Genomic DNA, 18403 nt, shown 5'->3' on the forward strand with positions numbered 1-18403 from the left:
CCATCACTGTCGGGAATAGCTCAAGCAGCGGGGGTTTCACCGCTCTTGGGCTCAGCGCCCGGCAGTTCAGCGCTGTGCTTGCGTTTGTTGCCCATGCGCACGCCGATGTCCATCAGGAACTGGAAGAAACCTTCCTGATCTTCCAGCACGTTGCTCCAGAACGGCGAGTGGTACAGCGCCACGGCGCCGTGCACCAACGCCCAGGCGGCGCAGTAGTGGAAATAAGGCGGCACATCTTCAAGCTTGCCTTCGCTGATGCGACCTTTGATCAGCAGGGTCAGGCGCTCAAAGTTCGAGGCGCGAATCTTGTGCAGCTCCTCGACCATTTCCGGAACCTGATTGCCCTTGACCACTTTTTCTTCCAGGCGATCGAACAGGCGGTAGCGCTGCGGATCACGCATGCGGAACTCGAAATAGGCGCGGGACAAGGCTTCTTTGTCTTTATCGACATCGGCCGAGTGCAGCAGCTCGTTCAAGTCGCGCTCGTAGTCGAGCATCAGGCGCAGGTAGATCTCGGCCTTTGACTTGAAGTGCTTGTAGATCGTGCCTTTGCCGATACCCACGGCATCCGCAATCATCTCGACGGTGACGCTGTCTTCACCTTGTTCGAGGAACAGCTTGAGTGCAGTGTCGAGAATTTCCTGCTCACGGCGGCGAAACTCACGGACCTTACGGGGTTCTTTTTGCATGAGGGAGAAGTCTGCAGAGGTCAAAGTGGGAGGGTTGCGCAGGGCCATTGATACGTGGCGATACGATTTACCCAGTGCGAGGGATTATCCCGACTGAACAGTCGTTGGGCAACGCCTATGTGAACCCGTTATGCACTTAACTTTCAGCACGCCAACGTTTTCGCCGTTATCAGTCAGAAACAATACGCAGTAATGACACCCGTGCACCTGCGCAATGAGAACTCAAGCGAAGCGCGCGTATTCCAAATCTGTTTAAAAAACGATCAGATGCGACTGGACTGAATGGGATCCTGATCAATACTTGAACTGTCGGCGTGGCATCTCCCCCAAGTGACGCGTCGACCTGGGTACCGACGGACTGTGTACCCTTGTTTACTCCTAATGGTCTTAGCCCGGATTCACCCCCCAGAACCCGGGTTTTTTTTGCCTGCAATTTGGCCCTATCAGCCGCCGACGTGGGCCAGTGGGAACAGGCGCTTGAAGTTTTCGGTGGTCTGCTCGGCGAAGCGTTCGTACGACTCACCCCGCAGCATTGCCAGGTAATCCGCTACATCGCGCACGTATTCCGGCAGATTCGGCTTGCCGCGATGAGGGATGGGCGCCAGGTAGGGCGAATCGGTTTCCACCAGCAGGCGGTCGGCCGGCACCTGGCGCGCCACATCACGCAGGGCGTCGGCGTTGCGAAAGGTGACGATGCCCGACAGGGAAATGTAGAAGCCCAGGTCCAGTGCGGCCTTGGCCATGTCCCAGTCTTCGGTGAAGCAATGCAGCACGCCGGCCTGGGGCAACGCGGCCTCGCGCAGCAGCGTCAGGGTGTCTGCGCGGGCGCCACGGGTGTGAACGATCACCGGTTTGCCGGTTTGCTGGGCGGCCTGCAGGTGCAGGCGGAACGACGCCTGCTGCAACTCAGCGGCCTCGGGCTCGTAGTGGTAATCCAGTCCGGTTTCGCCAATCGCCACCACGCGTGGGTGATTGAGTTCGCCCAGGAGCCAATCGAGGGCGGGGGCTTCGCCGGGCTTGAGGTCCAGCGGGTGAATGCCCACCGAACAGTCAACATCGGCATAACGATCAGCCAGCGCTTTGACGTCGGCGGCATTTTCAGCGCTGACCCCGATACACAGGAAGTGCCCTACTCCACGCTGGCGGGCAGCTTCAAGGGCAGCGTCGAGGGAGCCACCATGTTGGGCAAGGTCGAGGCGATCAAGGTGGCAATGGGAATCTACGAGCATAGGAATGTACAACTTGAGTCACGGAAAGTGTCTGGCCGACGATACACCGTCGGCCGCGGAAATTAACGCCGGCCGAGCAAGCCGACCCACTGCACCAGCAATGCTTCGAGTAACAGCACGCGGTTGAGGTTGGCTTTGCCGAGCACCTTCTGGCGCTGGGCCAGAATCCAGTCCTGGATATTCAGCACCTTGTCCTGCGCGCTTTTCTGCGCCAGGTACTGCACCACTTTGCGCATGTCCGGCAGGCCCAGGCCGGTTTCATCCTGGGTCAACTGGTAGCGCAGGATGAGGCTCGACCAGTCACAGAACCAGTCGAACAGCAGCAATAACGGAATATCCTTCCACGCGCTTTCGGCCAGTTGCGTCGCGGACAGCTCCTGCTTGAGCAGCTTCTTCACGCCATCGACCACCAGCGCACGTTGTTCACGCACACCCTGGGCGTGCAGCTTCACGGCCGCCAAGGGAGACCCCGCGGCCAGGGTCAGCAACTCGACGCGTTCGTCTTCGCCGCACTCGGGCAGTGCCTGCGCCAGCCACTGCAGGCTCATCGCTTCGCTCGGCAATGGGCAGGCCTGCTGCACGCAACGACTGCGAATGGTCGGCAACAGGCGGCTGGACTGGTGACTCACCAGCAGAAGCACCGTATCGCCCGACGGCTCTTCCAGGCTCTTGAGCAAGGCGTTGGCGGCGTTGATGTTCATCGCCTCCACCGGCTCGATCAGCACCACTTTGCGCCCGCCCATCTGCGCGGTCTGCACCACGAAGCTGACGAGGTCACGCACCTGGTCGACCTTGATCGCCTTGTCGGCTTCCTCGGGCTCCAGCAGGTAGTTGTCGGGGTGGCTGCCGGCCTTGAGCAGCAGGCAGGATTTGCACTCACCGCAAGCCTCCAGATTGACCGGGCGCTGGCATAACAGGCTGGCCATCAAGCGCTCGGCCAACGCACGCTTGCCGATACCCGCTGGCCCATGCAGCAAATACGCATGCGCATGCTGGGCACGCCCGGCCAGTTGCTGCCAGAGGCTGTCCTGCCACGGATAGGCTTCAGCCACGGGCGCGCTCCAGCAGCGTCGGCACCAGGGCGTCGATGGCGCGCTGTACCTGCGCCAGCGGCTGGGCCGCGTCCAGCAGGTGGTAGCGCGCGGGCTCCGCCTTGGCGCGTTGCAGGAACGCACTGCGCACCGCATCGAAAAACACCTGGCCTTCCAGTTCGAAGCGGTCCAGGCGACCCCGGGCACTGGCGCGGGCCATCCCCACTTCCACCGGCAGGTCGAACAGCAAGGTCAGGTCTGGACGCAAATCGCCCTGGACGAAAGTTTCCAACGTGGCGATACGCGCCAGGCACAAGCCGCGCCCGCCGCCCTGGTAGGCGTAGGTCGAATCGGTAAAACGGTCGCAAATCACCACCGCGCCACGCGCAAGGGCTGGGCGAATCACCTCGGCCAGGTGCTGAGCGCGTGCAGCAAACACCAGCAGCAGCTCGGTGTCCGCGTTCATCGGTTCCTCACCCGGGGCCAGCAATACTTCACGGATGCGCTCGGCGAGCGGCGTGCCGCCGGGTTCGCGGGTCAATACCACCTCGATGCCCGCCGCGCGCAGGCGTTCGGCCAGGTAATCGCGGTTGGTGCTTTTGCCGGCGCCTTCCGGGCCTTCCAGGGTAATAAACAAGCCAGTCACAGGCAGTCCTTAGTCAGAGTCATTGCGGGCTTTGCGGCGCGGCGGTATCCGGCGCAGCCTCGACGGGCTTTTCAACCGGCGCTTCGGTCGGTGCTTCGGCAGGAGGCGCCGCGTCTTCCGCCGGTTTCACCGCCGGCGCAGGGCTGGAACGGTAATCGGCACGGCGCTTGAGCTGAAACTCGCGCACGGCGGCATTATGCGCATCCAGGTCATCGGAGAAAATATGGCTGCCATCGCCACGGGCGACGAAATACAGGCTGCTGCCCGGCACCGGGTTCAACGCCGCATGAATCGCCTCGCGGCCGACCATCGCGATCGGCGTCGGCGGCAGGCCGGCGATCATGTAGGTGTTGTAAGGGTTGGCTTCTTTGAGATGTGCGCGGGTCAACTTGCCGTTGTAGCGCTCGCCCAGGCCGTAGATCACTGTCGGGTCGGTCTGCAGCAACATGCCGATCTTCATGCGCCGCACGAACACGCCGGCGATTTGCCCCCGCTCTTCCGGCACACCGGTCTCTTTCTCGACCAGGGAGGCCATGATCAGCGCTTGGTAAGGGTCGGTGTAGGGCGCATCGGCGGCGCGTTTGCTCCACTCCTGGGCAAGTACATCATCCAGGCGGTTGTAGGCTTTTTTGAGGAATTCGACGTCGGTCATGCCGCGCACGAAGCGGTAAGTGTCAGGAAAGAACCGCCCTTCGGGGAACACGCCGGGATGACCCAGCTTTTCCATCACTTCACTGTCACTCAGGCCCGACAGGGTCTGCACGATCTTTTCATGCTTGGCGAGGGCCGACCGCACCTGACGGAAGTTCCAGCCTTCGACCAGCGTCAGGCTGTATTGCACCACTTCGCCGCGCTGCCACAGGCCAATCAAGCCTTCGGCGGTAAGGCCTGGGGTCATGCGGTATTCGCCGCTGTGCAGCGGCTGGCCGTCGAGGTTGAAGCGCCAGTACAGACGCAACCAGAAAGCATCATCCAGCACGCCTTCGGCTTCGAGGCGATTGAAGGTGCCCGTCGGGGTCGACCCGGCAGGCACATCAAGCAATTGTTCCTGGGTCAGATTCAGGGGCTGCTTCAAGGCAGAATCGAGCTTCCAGGCCGAGAAGCCCAGCAGCAAGCCTGCCGAGACCAGGCCGATCTGCAGCAGTAAAACCAGTTTTCGTATCAACTCAAATATCCAATAGCGCGCGAACAATACCCTGCAGTTTACGGGTGAGCGGCCCAACCGACCAGCTCATCGCAGCGCAACTGCGCACCGGCCAAATGCCATAAACGCTGTTGCACACGAAGACTTCATCGGCCTGCTTTAACTGCTCAACGCTGATGTCGGCCACGGCCAGCGGGATACCCAGTGCATGTGCCTGGGCCAGAATCTCGGCGCGCATGACCCCGGCAACGCCACAACGATTCAGATCAGCGGTCAGTAACACGCCATTGCGAACCAGGAACAGGTTGCTGAACACGCCCTCGATAACGCGACCAGACATATCCAGCATTAAACCTTCGGCATGCTCGGCATCCTGCCACTCGGCGCGGGCGATCACTTGTTCCAGACGATTAAGGTGCTTGAGACCGGCGAGCAACGGCTGCTCGGCCAAACGGGTGGCGCACGCAAACAGGCGGATGCCGTCGGTTGCGTGAGCGTGGGGATAGGTCGCGGGCGGATTGCCCTGCAAGATACTGCGCACCGGGGCGCCGGGGTTGATGCCATAACCGCGCTGGCTGTCGCCGCGGGTGAGGATCAACTTAAGCACTGCGTCGCCAAGAGCGGCGGCGTAAGCCAAGACTTCGTTGCGGATCAGTGCGTGATCCGTGATCAACGCAAGGCGCCGGCAGCCCTCCTCGAGGCGTTGCAGGTGGCGGTCGAGCAGCACGGGCTGCCCGGCCTTGACGGCGATGGTTTCAAACAGCCCATCACCGTACGCCAGGCCGCGATCTTTCAGGGGCACGCTGTCCGCTGGCTGACCGTCGACCCAGCTGTGCATCACTCGGCGAACCGGCGGAACACCAGGGAGCCGTTGGTGCCACCAAACCCGAAGGAGTTGGAGATCACCACGTCGATTGGCATCGGCTGGGCTTCGTGGGGCACGAAGTTCAGGTCGCAACCTTCGTCCGGCTCATCAAGGTTGATGGTCGGCGGAGCGACCTGATCCTTGATGGCCATCACGCTGAAGATCGCCTCGACCGCGCCTGCCGCACCCAACAGGTGGCCGGTCATGGACTTGGTGGAGCTGACCGCCAGCTTGTAGGCGTGCTCGCCAAACACCGACTTGATGGCCTCGGCTTCCGCCAGGTCGCCGGTCGGGGTCGAGGTGCCGTGGGCGTTGATGTACTGCACCTGGTCGGGATTCACCTTCGCATCGCGCAACGCATTGGTGATGCAGCGCGCAGCGCCGGCACCGTCGGACGGTGGCGACGTCATGTGATAGGCATCGCCGCTCATGCCAAAGCCGATCAGCTCGGCGTAGATGGTGGCGCCACGCGCCTTGGCGTGCTCCAACTCTTCGAGTACCAGGGCACCGGCGCCGTCAGACAGTACAAAACCGTCACGGCCCTTGTCCCACGGACGGCTGGCACGGGTCGGTTCGTCATTGCGCGTCGACAGCGCACGGGACGCGCCGAAGCCGCCCATGCCCAGGCCGCAGGCGGCCATTTCAGCGCCACCGGCGATCATCACGTCCGCCTCGTCATAGGCGATGTTGCGCGCCGCCATGCCGATGCAGTGAGTGCCCGTGGTGCACGCCGTAGCAATGGCGTAGTTAGGCCCCTGCGCACCCAAGTGGATGGACAGGAAGCCGGAAATCATATTGATGATCGAGCCCGGTACGAAGAACGGTGAAATTCGACGGGGGCCGGAATCGTGCAGCGTGCGGCTGGTTTCTTCGATATTGGTCAAACCGCCAATACCCGAACCCATGGCCACGCCGATGCGGTCACGGTTGGCGTCGGTGACTTCCAGGCCGGCATTACGCACCGCCTGAAAACCGGCTGCCAGGCCGTACTGAATGAACAGGTCGAGTTTGCGGGACTCTTTGATCGAGAGGTATTCCTCGACATTAAAGCCCTTTACCGAGCCGCCAAAACGGGTGGAATAGGCAGAAAGGTCCGTGTGCTCGATCAGACCGATACCACTGTGGCCAGCCAGAATGCCCTGCCAACTGCTTGGCACATCCGTACCCAGTGGCGACAACATACCCATACCGGTGACTACGACGCGTCTACGCGACACAGCACTCTCCTTTTTTCTTGATGGCGACACTTCGCTTCAGCACGCATTTTATCAGCGCTGAAGTTTCATCAGAGCTAAAGAAAAAACCGCACGCCGTTACAGCAGTGCGGTTTTTCCCTAACAGCAAGCGACGACTACAAACTATTACGCCTGGTGGGCAGTAACGTAGTCGATAGCAGCTTGAACAGTAGTGATTTTTTCAGCTTCTTCGTCCGGGATTTCGGTCTCGAATTCCTCTTCCAGAGCCATCACCAGCTCAACGGTGTCAAGGGAATCGGCACCCAGGTCTTCTACGAAGGAAGCGCTGTTGGTCACTTCTTCTTCTTTAACGCCCAGTTGCTCGGCGACGATTTTCTTGACGCGTTCTTCGATGGTGCTCATACCTTGTTTAACTCCTAATGGACAAATTCAGGCAGCTGGCCAGTGGGTAAGTGTATAGAAAGCCATTTCAGCTTTTCAACTGAAAGCTTCACCCTGTACCCGGTCGGCCACCAGCCTATAAATTAAGTTGCAGCTTTATAACGGATTTTAGACAGCTCGTATGACATTTTTTTGAAGCGATCCGTCACAATTTAACTCATGTACATCCCGCCGTTCACCGGGATTGTAGCCCCAGTCACGTATGCCGCACCGTCGGATGCCAGGAAAGTGACCACATTTGCGATCTCTTGAGCCTGGCCCAGACGGCCCAGCGGAATCTGCGTCAGCAACGCTTCACGCTGTGCTTCCGGCAGTTCGCGGGTCATATCGGTGTCGATGAACCCTGGGGCCACCGAGTTGACCGTAATCGACCGCGAACCGACTTCACGCGCCAATGCACGGCTGAAACCTTCCAGACCGGCTTTGGCCGCCGCGTAGTTTACTTGGCCTGCGTTGCCCATGGCACCCACTACGGAGCCAATATTGATAATTCGGCCCCAACGCGCCTTGGTCATGCCACGCAAAACGCCCTTGGACAGGCGAAACAGACTGTTCAAGTTGGTATCGACCACGTCGTACCACTCGTCGTCTTTCATGCGCATCATCAGGTTGTCGCGGGTGATACCGGCGTTGTTCACCAGAATAGCCGGTGCGCCAAATTGTGCAGTGATTTGCGCCAGCACAGCGGCAACCGACTCATCGTTGGTCACGTTCAGCTCAAGGCCAGTGCCCTGAACGCCGTTTTCCTTCAAGGTGGCGGCGATACGCTCGGCACCCGAGGCGGATGTCGCGGTGCCGATGACTACGGCGCCCTGACGGCCCAGTTCCAGGGCGATCGCCTGGCCAATGCCACGGCTCGCGCCGGTAACCAGTGCAACTTTACCTTGCAGACTCATGCAGGCTTCTCCTAAGTTCGGGGATCAGGGATTCAGGCCAGTGCCGCGCGGGCGGCAGCGAAGGCATCCGGGGTATTGAGGTTGGCAGTCGAGACGCCGTCGGCGCAGCGCTTGTTCAAGCCAGCCAGGACCTTGCCCGGGCCACACTCGACAAGCTCGGTGGCCCCCTTGGCCGCCAGGGTCTGGACCGACTCAACCCAGCGCACAGGCTTGTAGAGTTGCTCCAGCAGGTCGCGCTTGAGGGTCTCGAGGTCGGCGGCAACGGCCGCACTGACGTTCTGCACCAGCGGAATCTGCGGCGCCTGCCAGTTGATGGCGGCGATGGACTCGGCAAACCGCTCGGCAGCCGGGCGCATCAGCTCACAGTGGGACGGCACGCTGACCGGCAATGGCAAGGCGCGCTTGGCACCACGAGCCTTGCAACCTTCGATGGCACGCTCAACGGCAGCCTTGGCACCGGCAATTACCACCTGGCCAGGCGAGTTGAAGTTCACCGCGCTGACCACTTCGCCTTGGGCCGCTTCGGCGCAGGCGTCGATCACCACGGCGTCGTCCAGACCCAGGATAGCGGCCATGCCGCCCTGCCCGGCCGGAACGGCTTCTTGCATCAGCTGACCACGACGCTCGACCAACTTGACGGCTTCAGCCAGGGTCAGGCTGCCCGCCGCCACCAGGGCGCTGTATTCGCCCAGGCTGTGACCGGCCACGTAAGCCGGGCGCGCGCCACCTTCAGCCAGCCACAGGCGCCACAGCGCGATCGACGCGGTGAGGATGGCCGGCTGGGTTTTATCGGTTTGATTGAGTTGCTCTTCCGGCCCTTGCTGGGTCAGCGCCCACAGGTCGTAACCCAGGGCCTCGGAAGCTTCCTTGAAGGTGTCCAGGATCAACGGATGTTGCGCGCCCAGCTCGGCCAACATGCCGAGGGACTGCGAACCCTGCCCTGGAAAGACGAATGCGAGGGATGTAGACATGTAACAAGCCCCTAATGATCTGGTCGTCAAAAATGAACGCTCCCGATTTTGAGATAAATCCACGGGTGGGAGCGCACGAAACTGACAGATTGGATGGTCAATTGAACTGGCCGGTCACATTTAAGCATTCCCGAGCCAATTCGCCTAAGGCAACAAGTCCTCAAGACGGCCGTGCAAGCGGTGCGGCAGGTTTTCCTGGATCTCGATCAGCGCCCGCGCAATCGCACTTTGAAAACCTTGCACCCCTGCCGAGCCATGGCTTTTCACCACAATGCCCTGCAACCCCAGAAAGCTCGCACCGTTGTGCCGCGCCGGCGCCAGGTCGGCCTGCAAGCGGCGCATCAACGGCAGCGCCAGGGCGCCGACCATGCGTGAGGCGAGGCTCTGCTTGAACAAGGCTTCGATACGCGAAGCGATCATGGTTGCCAGGCCTTCGCTGGACTTGAGCAGGATATTGCCGACAAACCCATCGCATACCACCACATCGGCTTCGCCACGGTACACACCGTCACCTTCGATAAACCCGACGTAGTTCACCCCCCGCGCATTTTGCAGCAAGGTGGCGGCGAGCTTGACCTGCTGATTGCCCTTGATGTCTTCGGTGCCGATATTCAGCAACGCCACCCGCGGCCGGGTCACGCCCAACGCCTCAGCGGCCACCGAGCCCATCACCGCGAACTGGAACAGGTGCTCGGCACTGCAATCGACGTTCGCACCCAGGTCCAGCAGTTGGCAGTAGCCTTTTTGTGTGGGGATGGCCGCGACCATCGCCGGGCGATCGATCCCGGGCAGTGTCTTGAGCACATGCCGCGACAACGCCATCAAGGCTCCGGTATTGCCGGCACTGACACAGGCTTGCACCTTGGCATCACGTAACAACTCAAGCGCCACCCGCATCGAAGAGTCGGGCTTGCCACGAAGGGCTGCCGCCGGCTTGTCATCCATGCTGATGGTTTCACTGGCTGGCGTAATCGTCAGGCGCGCGCGATCCACCGCCGGATGGCTGGCAATCAATTCTTCAAGAAGGGAGGGTTGACCGACGAGGGTCAGGTGCAGCGAGGGCGTAGCAGACAGGCTGGCAATGCAAGCCTGAACAATGCTGCGGGGACCGAAGTCCCCGCCCATTGCGTCAATCGCGATGACTTGAGCAGACAAGTGATTACTCGTCAGCGCCCTTGTCGATCACTTTACGACCACGGTATACGCCTTCTGGCGATACGTGGTGACGCAGGTGAATTTCACCGGTGGTTTTTTCTACAGACAGAGTGCTTGCCGTCAGGGCATCGTGCGAACGACGCATGTCACGGGCAGAGCGGGATTTTTTGTTCTGCTGAACAGCCATAATTGATTAACTCCTAAACGTTTGGGTCACGCTTTAACTGCGCCAATACACTGAACGGGTTGGACCGCGTTACCTCGTCCTCGCTCGGCTCGGCCTCGTCATCGAGACCCTCCGGCTGCTGGCATTCTTCCGGATGATGAGCAGGCACAATGGGCAAGGCGAGCAAAAGCTCCTCCTCGATCAGTGCATGCAGATCCAAAGGATCTTCGCCCAGTTCCAGCACGTCATAACCTTTCGGCAACGACTGGGTATTCGCACCCTCCTTCACCACAGCGTAACTGCATTCGCTGTGAATCGGCAGGGTGACCAGCTCAAGACAACGCTGGCAAACCATTTTGACTTCGGTGTCGATAAAACTGTGGATTACCACAGACTTACGTTCATCTCGTTCAAAAACAAATTTGGCCTGCACCGTACCGACAGTGTCGGAAAGCGGGTCGCAGAGTCTCTCCAAATCGGCCAGCAGCAATTCACCTTGAAGGGAAGTGCCACGATCTGCCAATTTGCGCGGGTCAACGTGAGGTGGAATCGGGTCATTCAACATAGGCGCAGCATTATAGGGATGCACCCGGCCATGTCAAAGGAAATTCAGCCCTGTGCGTCAGCCGGTCACCCCGCTAGAATCCCCGGCTGCTCTGAGGAGACGCCTATGCTGCCTTTATTACTTGCATCCAGCTCGGTTTATCGCCGGGAATTGCTGAGCCGCCTGCACCTGCCGTTCATCTGCAGCTCGCCGGATATCGACGAAAGCCACCGTGAAAATGAATCCGCCATTGAGCTGGTCAAGCGCCTGGCCGAACAGAAAGCTCGCGCCCTCGCCGGCAGCCATCCGGGGCATTTGATCATTGGCTCCGATCAGGTCGCCGCTCTGGAGGGCAGAATCATCGGCAAGCCCCACACCTTCGAGAACGCGCGCGCACAACTGCTGGCAGCAAGCGGCAAGCGCGTCAGCTTCCTTACCGGGCTGGCGCTGCTGAACAGCGAGACCGGGCACTGCCAGGTCGACTGCGTACCGTTTACGGTGCACATGCGCGAACTGAGCGCTGAACGCATCGAGCGCTACCTTCGGATCGAGCAACCTTATGACTGCGCCGGCAGCTTCAAGGCCGAGGGACTGGGCGTGAGCTTGTTCCAGAGCACCGAAGGGCCGGATGCGACCAGCCTGATCGGCCTGCCACTGATTCGCCTGGTGGACATGCTGCTGGCCGAAGGCGTACAGATCCCCTAAGCCCACCACAAAACCAATGTGGGAGCTGGCTTGCCTGCGATGCACACACCTCGGAACATCAGTCGAACCGAGGTGACGCTATCGCAGGCAAGCCAGCTCCCACAGTTTGAACCCTGTCGCTTTCGAGGTATCAGCGCAACGTCGGGCCCTGGAAGCCCATGTACATCGCCAGCTTCTCGGCCACGCTGGCACCCAGCTTCTTGGAGAAGCGATCAAACGGCGATTCCTGAACGGTGAAATCCACCAATTCCTTCTCGCCAATCACGTCCCGCGCCACCGAACTGGCACTGCCCAGCCCATCGATCAAGCCCATCGGCAACGCCTGCTCACCCGACCACACCAGGCCGGAGAACAGCTCCGGATGGTCTTTATCCTTCAGACGATCGCCACGCCCCTGCTTCACGCTGGCAATGAACTGACGGTGAGTGGTATCGAGCACGCCCTGCCAGAACTGGGTTTCATCGGCTTTTTGCGGCTGGAACGGGTCGAGGAATGCTTTGTGCTCACCCGAGGTGTAAGTGCGACGCTCAACCCCCAGCTTCTCCATGGTGCCGACGAAGCCATAACCGGCCGCCGTCACGCCAATGGAGCCGACCAGGCTGGCCTTGTCGGCGTAGATCTGGTCAGCGGCGCTGGCGATGTAATAGGCGCCCGAGGCGCCCAGGTCGGAAATCACCGCATACACCTTGATATCCGGATGCAGGCCGCGCAGACGGCGAATCTCGTCATACACGTAACCCGACTGCACCGGACTGCCACCTGGGCTGTTGATGCGCAGGATCACGCCCTTGACCTTCGGGTCTTCAAACGCCGCGCGCAGGCTGCTGACAATATTGTCGGCGCTGGCGGACTCTTTGTCGGCGATCACGCCACGCACTTCGATCAAGGCGGAGTAGTTACTGCCACGGGTGGCGCTTTTTTCCATGTCCATCAGTGGACTGAACAGCACCAGCATCGCGAGCAGCCAGATAAAGGTCAGCAGCTTGAAGAAAATCCCCCAACGCCGCGCACGGCGCTGTTCCTGAACACTGGCCAGGAGGGTCTTCTCCAGCAGCTTCCAGCTTTTATCATCGCTGCTATCCGCCTTTTCCGGCGCCTTCCACTCGTCACTCATGCCATTAACCCCAGCAAAGACTTATTGGGCCCGGCTGAGCCAGGCCTGCAGTTCGGAAAAATGATCAATCGTCAGCCTCGGCTCGTACTGCTGCAAGGCCTCGGCAGCCTGAGCGCCGTAGCTGACCGCCACACTGTCCATGCCAGCATTGCGCGCCATCATCAGGTCGAAGGAGGCATCGCCCACCATCAACGCCTGGCGCGGCGACACACCACAATGGGCAAGGATCTGCTCAAGCATCAGAGGATGAGGCTTGCTGGCGGTTTCATCCGCCGCCCGGGTGATGTCGAAATAATCTTCGAAGTTGTGCGCCTTAAGGACCCGGTCCAACCCGCGACGGGCTTTGCCGGTGGCGACTGCCAAGTGATAACCCTGGGCACGAAAGGCCTCCAGCGATTGCACCACACCGTCGAACAGCGGCGAAGGCGTGGCCTCCAGCGCGATGTAGTGTTCGGCGTAATGGTCGCGAAAGGTCACCAGCTCAGCGTCACTGATCTGCGGGTACAAGGTACGGATGGCTTCAGGCAAGCCCAGGCCGATGATGCCTTTGACCGCGAGATCGGTGCACAACGCAAAGCCCGAGCGGGTTGAAGCTGCGTGCATTGATTCCACGATCCGCCCGATGGAATCGCACAGGGTGCCGTCCCAGTCAAAGATCAGCAGTTTGTAATCAAGGTGCGACACTCAAACGCTCCACGGTCTTGGCCCACATCTCGTCGACCGGCGCCTGCAGCTTGAGCTCACCGCCATCAGGCAGCGGAACCGTCAGCATGTAGGCGTGAAGGAACAGGCGCTTGCCGCCCAGGTCGCGGATTTCCTTGGAAAATTCCTCATCACCGTACTTGGTGTCACCGGCGATGCAGTGGCCTGCGTGCAGGGTATGCACGCGAATCTGGTGAGTACGCCCGGTCACTGGCTTGGCCTCGACCATGGTGGCGAAGTCACCGAAACGGCGCAGCACCTTGAACAGGGTCAGGGCTTCTTTGCCCTCCTCGTCCACTTCGACCATACGCTCGCCGGAGCGCAGGTTGCTCTTCTGCAGCGGCGCACGAACGCTTTTGATCGAGCTCGCCCAGTTGCCACGCACCAGCGCCATGTAGCGCTTGTCGACACCATCGCCACGCAGGGCGGTGTGCAGGTGGCGCAACATGCTGCGCTTTTTGGCGATCATCAGTAGACCGGAGGTGTCGCGGTCCAGGCGGTGGACCAACTCCAGCTCCTTAGCATCCGGGCGCAACTGACGAAACGCTTCGATCACGCCGAAATTCAGGCCGCTGCCGCCGTGCACCGCAATGCCGCACGGCTTGTTGATCACGATCAGCTTGCTGTCTTCGAAAACAATTGAAGCCTCAAGGCGCTGCAGCAGGCCTTGGGCCAGCGGCACGGGTTCGTCACGCTCAGGCACGCGAACCGGCGGCACACGGACGATATCGCCCGCCTGCAGCTTGTACTCGGGCTTGATGCGGCCTTTGTTCACGCGCACTTCGCCTTTACGCAAGATGCGGTAAATCAAGGTCTTGGGCACGCCTTTGAGCCTGGCCAGGAGAAAATTGTCGATGCGTTGGCCGGCATATTCCGGCGAGACCTCGAGCAGCTGGACGCTGGGGGTCTGGGGGGCGGTAGTCGTCATGGCGGCGATGATAACAATTTTTTATGGAATTGAAGCACTTAATCATTGCTGCTATAGTCGCGAACGCCGCCAAAAGCGGCCTGGACAGAGGACTTGCGGCAAACTGCCGGCCCTGACCATCGCAATTCATCAGGACGCGAGGCCGTCCTACGGGGCTTTTGCCACCTTGGAAGGCTCGAGATTGTAACAAGCGCAGGTGACATGAGGCCTGAAGCGAGTGCAGAAAGCAGAGTGAATACTCGCGTTCTGCGCCGATATTTACGGCCAGTTCACAAAGTGCAGTCAGTCTTGAGCCAGACCATGGCGAAAGCTTCGGAAACAACGCCTGTTAAGAGCTGAGTGAGAGCGCAGTCGCCCACACCTAGTCTTGTTTAGCCATGAGCGTGGACTCCCCATTGGAGAACACGGTAAATGCCAACCCGCTGCGGATTCTGCGCGCGGCAGCACCCGAATTATCAGGGATACGTGTAGGGTGGAGATGCACAACCGTCGGACCGTGTAGCACTAGGCTTATATTTAGACGCTTCATCTCGTCCACAGTCGCCGGTTGATTCCTCCTCCTGACCTTAGCTTTTGTTGAAGTGGTGCCTTTGTCACCACCGCTAACAAGCAGGACGCGTCCGTCGCGATACCGGCCCAATTGGCTCGTTATTGCTGGACACTGGAGTGGCCAACCACTCTTGACGCACCTGACACCGACCGTGAGAAGTCGTGTGTGCCGAACGCCGTTTCCGGCAGCCCGGAAACCGACGGTACAACATGAAAAGAATGCTGATTAACGCAACTCAACCCGAAGAGTTGCGTGTTGCACTGGTAGATGGCCAACGCCTCTACGACCTGGACATCGAATCCGGTGCACGCGAGCAAAAGAAGGCCAACATCTATAAAGGCCGTATTACTCGCATCGAACCAAGCCTTGAGGCTGCCTTTGTCGATTTCGGCTCCGAGCGCCACGGCTTCCTGCCCCTCAAAGAAATCTCCCGCGAATACTTCAAGAAAGCCCCAGAAGGCCGCGTGAACATCAAGGACGTCCTGAGCGAAGGCCAGGAAGTCATCGTTCAGGTCGAAAAAGAAGAACGTGGCAACAAGGGCGCCGCCCTGACCACTTTCATCAGCCTGGCCGGCCGTTATCTGGTGCTGATGCCGAACAACCCGCGTGCCGGCGGTATTTCCCGTCGCATCGAAGGCGAAGAGCGCAACGAACTGCGTGAAGCGCTGAACGGCTTGATTGCACCAGCCGACATGGGCCTGATCGTGCGCACTGCCGGCCTTGGCCGCAGCAGCGAAGAAATGCAGTGGGACCTCGACTACCTGCTGCAACTGTGGACCGCTATTAAAGAAGCGTCCCTGGACCGTTCCGCGCCGTTCCTGATTTACCAGGAAAGCAACGTGATCATCCGCGCCATCCGCGATTACCTGCGCCAGGACATCGGCGAAGTGCTGATCGACAGCGTTGAAGCCCAGGACGAAGCCCTGACCTTCATCCGCCAGGTAATGCCGCAGTACGCCAGCAAGATCAAGCTGTACGAAGACAGCGTTCCGCTGTTCAACCGTTTCCAGATCGAAAGCCAGATCGAGACCGCCTTCCAGCGCGTCGTCGAACTGCCTTCCGGTGGCTCCATTGTGATCGACCCGACCGAAGCCCTGGTGTCCATCGACATCAACTCGGCGCGTGCGACCAAAGGCAGCGACATCGAAGAAACCGCCCTGCAGACCAACCTGGAAGCGGCTGAAGAAATCGCTCGCCAGCTGCGCCTGCGTGACATCGGCGGCCTGATCGTGATCGACTTCATCGACATGACCCCGGCCAAGAACCAGCGCGCCGTGGAAGAAAAAGTCCGCGAATGCCTGGAAGCTGACCGTGCCCGCGTACAGGTCGGCCGCATCTCGCGCTTCGGCCTGCTGGAAATGTCCCGTCAGCGCCTGCGTCCATCCCTGGGCGAAAGCAGCGGCATCGTCTGCCCGCGTTGCAACGGCACCGGCATCATCCGTGACGTTGAATCGCTGTCCCTGGCGATCCTGCGCCTGATCGAAGAAGAAGCCCTGAAAGACCGCACCGCCGAAGTCCGCGCGCAAGTGCCGATCCCGGTTGCAGCTTTCCTGCTCAACGAAAAACGCAACTCGATCACCAAGATCGAACTGCGCACCCGTGCCCGTATCGTCATCCTGCCGAACGATCACCTCGAAACGCCGCACTTCGAAGTGCAGCGCTTGCGTGATGACAGCCCGGAAGCGCACAGCGGCCAGTCCAGCTACGAAATCGCTGCTGCCGCGGCTGAAGTGGAAGAAGTCCAGCCAGCTGCCGCAACCCGCACCCTGGTTCGCCAGGAAGCTGCCGTGAAGACCGCGCCGGCGCGTGCCAACGCACCGGTACCTGCCGAGGTAGCCGCCCCGGTTGCCGCGCCAGCCGCCCTGCCTGAGCCAAGCCTGTTCAAAGGCCTGGTGAAGTCGCTGGTCAGCCTGTTCGCCACCAAGGAAGAGCCTGTTGCTCCGGTAGTGGTTGAAAAACCTGCCACCGAGCGCCCGGCCCGTAACGAAGAACGTCGCAACGGTCGCCAGCAAAGCCGTAACCGCAACGGTCGCCGTGATGAAGAGCGCAAGCCGCGCGAGGAACGTGCACCGCGTGAAGAACGCGCGCCACGTGAAGAGCGTGCACCTCGCGAAGCCCGCGAAGAAACCCCGACCGTAGCCCGTGAAGAACGTGCACCGCGTGAAGAGCGCGCACCACGTACCCCACGCGCCCCTCGTGAAGACCGCAAGCCACGTGGCGAGCGTGAAGAACGTGTGCGTGAACTGCGCGAGCCACTGGACGCAACTCCAGCCGTGGCTGCCGAAGCGGCCAGCGAAGAACGCCCGGCTCGCCAGCCGCGTGAAGAACGCGCCCCACGTGAAGAGCGCCAGCCGCGCCCACCGCGTGAAGAGCGTCAACCACGCGCCGAGCAAGCCGCTGCCGCCAGCGAAGAAGAAGTGCTGACGGGCGAAGAGCAACTGCAGGAAGACGGCCAGGACAACGCCGAAGGCGATCGTCCACGTCGCCGCTCCCGTGGCCAGCGTCGTCGCAGCAACCGTCGCGAGCGTCAACGTGACGCCAACGGCAATGTCATCGAAGGCTCGGAAGAGTCTGGCGAAAACGGAGAAGCCGCTACCGCCGAACCGACTGGCGCCGAACTGGCTGCCGGCCTGGCTGTGACAGCCGCCGTAGCCACCTCGGTGATCAGCGCACCTGCTGAAGCCCAGGCTCACGAGCAAGCTGAACGCGCCACTGCCGCCGTCGAAGACACCTCTGCTGTAGAAGCGCCAGTCGCCGAAACGCCAGCGGTTGAAGCGCCAGTGGTTGAGGCCCCGGCAGTTGAAACGCCGGTAGTTGAAGCGCCAGTCGTCGAAGCAACCACCCCGATCGAAGCCCCAGTGGTGCCGGAAGTGGAAGTTGCATCGGTTCGCGAAGCCCAACCAGCAGTGGAAGTCACCGCTGTCGAGCCTGCACCGGTGGTTGAGCCTCAGCCAGTGGTTGAAGCCGTGGTTGAAGCGCCGGCTGTTGAAGAGGCCGCCCCGGCAGTGCGTGAAGTTCGCGAAGAACAGACCGCCTTCCAATGGACTGCCGAGCCAGCCGCTCCGGTTGAAGCGCCGACCCCTGCCCCTGTGGCAGAAGAAGCGCCAGCACCGGTTGCCGAAGTGGTTGAAGCCGCTCCGGTGGTGGTTGCCGAGCCTGCGCCAGTGGTTGAAGCACCAGTGGTAGCCGAAGTCGCCGCCCCGGTGGTTGAAGCAGCCCCTGCCAGCGCCTTGACTGAAAATGGCCGCGCGCCGAACGACCCACGTGAAGTGCGTCGCCGTCGCAGGGAAGCTGAGGCCGCCGCCGCGGCAGCCGCTGCCGCACCGGCTGCTGCTGAAGTGGTCGAGGCGCCAGCCCCGGCTACTACTGAGCACGCCCCAAAGGCCTTGGAAGCAGAACACGAGCCTAAACCTCTCGTCTGATGCCATCAG

18 protein-coding genes are annotated in these 18403 nt (G+C 60.8%); 2 read left to right on the forward strand and 16 right to left on the reverse strand.

Annotated elements, in window-relative coordinates; translation table 11 throughout:
• Positions 1–20: 20 nt before the first annotated feature.
• The 13 genes from L8K08_RS09480 to L8K08_RS09540 form a co-directional block, all read right to left on the reverse strand.
• Positions 21–689 (reverse strand): TetR/AcrR family transcriptional regulator, encoded by a 669-nt coding sequence (locus L8K08_RS09480; RefSeq protein ID WP_106576163.1) that lies wholly within the window; start codon positions 687–689, stop codon positions 21–23.
• Between the two features lie 443 nt (positions 690–1132).
• Positions 1133–1918: a TatD family hydrolase gene (locus L8K08_RS09485; protein ID WP_145159275.1), complete on the reverse strand. Its 786-nt coding sequence runs from the start codon at positions 1916–1918 to the stop codon at positions 1133–1135.
• 62 nt (positions 1919–1980) lie between these two features.
• Positions 1981–2970: a DNA polymerase III subunit delta' gene (locus L8K08_RS09490; protein WP_106576160.1), complete on the reverse strand. Its 990-nt coding sequence runs from the start codon at positions 2968–2970 to the stop codon at positions 1981–1983.
• Complete coding sequence (gene tmk / locus L8K08_RS09495) at positions 2963–3595, reverse strand: dTMP kinase (RefSeq protein ID WP_242196104.1); 633 nt, start codon at positions 3593–3595, stop codon at positions 2963–2965. Before tmk ends, L8K08_RS09490 begins: the two co-directional genes overlap by 8 nt.
• 19 nt (positions 3596–3614) lie before the next feature.
• Entirely contained in the window at positions 3615–4760 is a 1146-nt protein-coding gene (gene mltG, locus L8K08_RS09500) for an endolytic transglycosylase MltG (RefSeq protein ID WP_242196106.1), read from the reverse strand.
• Position 4761: 1 nt separating this feature from the next.
• The gene (gene pabC / locus L8K08_RS09505) at positions 4762–5577 is read right to left on the reverse strand and encodes an aminodeoxychorismate lyase (protein ID WP_242196133.1); all 816 of its coding nucleotides are present in this window, start codon (positions 5575–5577) and stop codon (positions 4762–4764) included.
• Positions 5577–6821 carry a beta-ketoacyl-ACP synthase II gene (gene fabF / locus L8K08_RS09510; RefSeq protein ID WP_145159285.1) on the reverse strand — a complete coding sequence of 415 codons (1245 nt, stop codon included), beginning with the start codon at positions 6819–6821 and terminating at the stop codon, positions 5577–5579. Before fabF ends, pabC begins: the two co-directional genes overlap by 1 nt.
• A 144-nt stretch (positions 6822–6965) precedes the next feature.
• Complete coding sequence (gene acpP, locus L8K08_RS09515) at positions 6966–7202, reverse strand: acyl carrier protein (protein ID WP_016973676.1); 237 nt, start codon at positions 7200–7202, stop codon at positions 6966–6968.
• Positions 7203–7393: 191 nt separating this feature from the next.
• Positions 7394–8137, reverse strand: a complete 744-nt coding sequence (fabG, locus tag L8K08_RS09520) for a 3-oxoacyl-ACP reductase FabG (RefSeq protein ID WP_106576155.1) — start codon at positions 8135–8137, stop codon at positions 7394–7396.
• Between the two features lie 32 nt (positions 8138–8169).
• Positions 8170–9108: an ACP S-malonyltransferase gene (fabD, locus tag L8K08_RS09525; RefSeq protein WP_242196135.1), complete on the reverse strand. Its 939-nt coding sequence runs from the start codon at positions 9106–9108 to the stop codon at positions 8170–8172.
• 144 nt (positions 9109–9252) lie between these two features.
• Positions 9253–10263, reverse strand: coding sequence for a phosphate acyltransferase PlsX (gene plsX / locus L8K08_RS09530; protein WP_242196138.1), 1011 nt, complete (start codon positions 10261–10263; stop codon positions 9253–9255).
• A 4-nt stretch (positions 10264–10267) separates the two neighbouring features.
• Positions 10268–10450, reverse strand: a complete 183-nt coding sequence (rpmF, locus tag L8K08_RS09535; RefSeq protein ID WP_008152339.1) for a 50S ribosomal protein L32 — start codon at positions 10448–10450, stop codon at positions 10268–10270.
• A gap of 13 nt (positions 10451–10463) precedes the next feature.
• Positions 10464–10994 carry a YceD family protein gene (locus tag L8K08_RS09540; protein ID WP_032886799.1) on the reverse strand — a complete coding sequence of 177 codons (531 nt, stop codon included), beginning with the start codon at positions 10992–10994 and terminating at the stop codon, positions 10464–10466.
• 105 nt (positions 10995–11099) lie between these two features.
• Here L8K08_RS09540 and L8K08_RS09545 point away from each other — a divergent pair, with 105 nt between their 5' ends.
• On the forward strand, positions 11100–11678 hold the full coding sequence (locus tag L8K08_RS09545; RefSeq protein WP_242196141.1) for a nucleoside triphosphate pyrophosphatase: 579 nt from the start codon (positions 11100–11102) through the stop codon (positions 11676–11678).
• A gap of 130 nt (positions 11679–11808) precedes the next feature.
• Here the strand turns inward: L8K08_RS09545 and L8K08_RS09550 are convergent, their stop codons facing one another.
• From L8K08_RS09550 to rluC, 3 genes are read right to left on the reverse strand one after another with little or no spacing between them, the layout of a single operon-like run.
• Positions 11809–12792 carry a S49 family peptidase gene (locus tag L8K08_RS09550; RefSeq protein WP_242196145.1) on the reverse strand — a complete coding sequence of 328 codons (984 nt, stop codon included), beginning with the start codon at positions 12790–12792 and terminating at the stop codon, positions 11809–11811.
• A gap of 21 nt (positions 12793–12813) precedes the next feature.
• Complete coding sequence (locus L8K08_RS09555) at positions 12814–13476, reverse strand: HAD-IA family hydrolase (RefSeq protein WP_242196148.1); 663 nt, start codon at positions 13474–13476, stop codon at positions 12814–12816.
• Entirely contained in the window at positions 13463–14422 is a 960-nt protein-coding gene (rluC, locus tag L8K08_RS09560; protein WP_242196153.1) for a 23S rRNA pseudouridine(955/2504/2580) synthase RluC, read from the reverse strand. Before rluC ends, L8K08_RS09555 begins: the two co-directional genes overlap by 14 nt.
• A gap of 768 nt (positions 14423–15190) precedes the next feature.
• Between rluC and rne the strand changes: the two genes are divergently transcribed.
• The gene (rne, locus tag L8K08_RS09565; protein WP_242196156.1) at positions 15191–18394 is read left to right on the forward strand and encodes a ribonuclease E; all 3204 of its coding nucleotides are present in this window, start codon (positions 15191–15193) and stop codon (positions 18392–18394) included.
• Positions 18395–18403: the final 9 nt, after the last annotated feature.

Source organism: Pseudomonas sp. TREG-RG-20F-10-E-6-01 (assembly GCF_022662455.1).
Classification (GTDB): Bacteria; Pseudomonadota; Gammaproteobacteria; order Pseudomonadales; family Pseudomonadaceae; genus Aquipseudomonas.

What these genes read in the sequence shown, in the direction of transcription:
- L8K08_RS09480 (WP_106576163.1), bottom strand. Translation starts at nt 689, where the DNA reads ATGCAAAAAGAACCCCGTAAGGTCCGTGAGTTTCGCCGCCGTGAGCAG.
- L8K08_RS09485 (WP_145159275.1), bottom strand. Translation starts at nt 1,918, where the DNA reads ATGCTCGTAGATTCCCATTGCCACCTTGATCGCCTCGACCTTGCCCAA.
- pabC (WP_242196133.1), bottom strand. Translation starts at nt 5,577, where the DNA reads ATGCACAGCTGGGTCGACGGTCAGCCAGCGGACAGCGTGCCCCTGAAA.
- acpP (WP_016973676.1), bottom strand. Translation starts at nt 7,202, where the DNA reads ATGAGCACCATCGAAGAACGCGTCAAGAAAATCGTCGCCGAGCAACTG.
- fabG (WP_106576155.1), bottom strand. Translation starts at nt 8,137, where the DNA reads ATGAGTCTGCAAGGTAAAGTTGCACTGGTTACCGGCGCGAGCCGTGGC.
- fabD (WP_242196135.1), bottom strand. Translation starts at nt 9,108, where the DNA reads ATGTCTACATCCCTCGCATTCGTCTTTCCAGGGCAGGGTTCGCAGTCC.
- rpmF (WP_008152339.1), bottom strand. Translation starts at nt 10,450, where the DNA reads ATGGCTGTTCAGCAGAACAAAAAATCCCGCTCTGCCCGTGACATGCGT.
- L8K08_RS09540 (WP_032886799.1), bottom strand. Translation starts at nt 10,994, where the DNA reads ATGTTGAATGACCCGATTCCACCTCACGTTGACCCGCGCAAATTGGCA.
- L8K08_RS09545 (WP_242196141.1), top strand. Translation starts at nt 11,100, where the DNA reads ATGCTGCCTTTATTACTTGCATCCAGCTCGGTTTATCGCCGGGAATTG.
- L8K08_RS09550 (WP_242196145.1), bottom strand. Translation starts at nt 12,792, where the DNA reads ATGAGTGACGAGTGGAAGGCGCCGGAAAAGGCGGATAGCAGCGATGAT.
- rluC (WP_242196153.1), bottom strand. Translation starts at nt 14,422, where the DNA reads ATGACGACTACCGCCCCCCAGACCCCCAGCGTCCAGCTGCTCGAGGTC.
- rne (WP_242196156.1), top strand. Translation starts at nt 15,191, where the DNA reads ATGCTGATTAACGCAACTCAACCCGAAGAGTTGCGTGTTGCACTGGTA.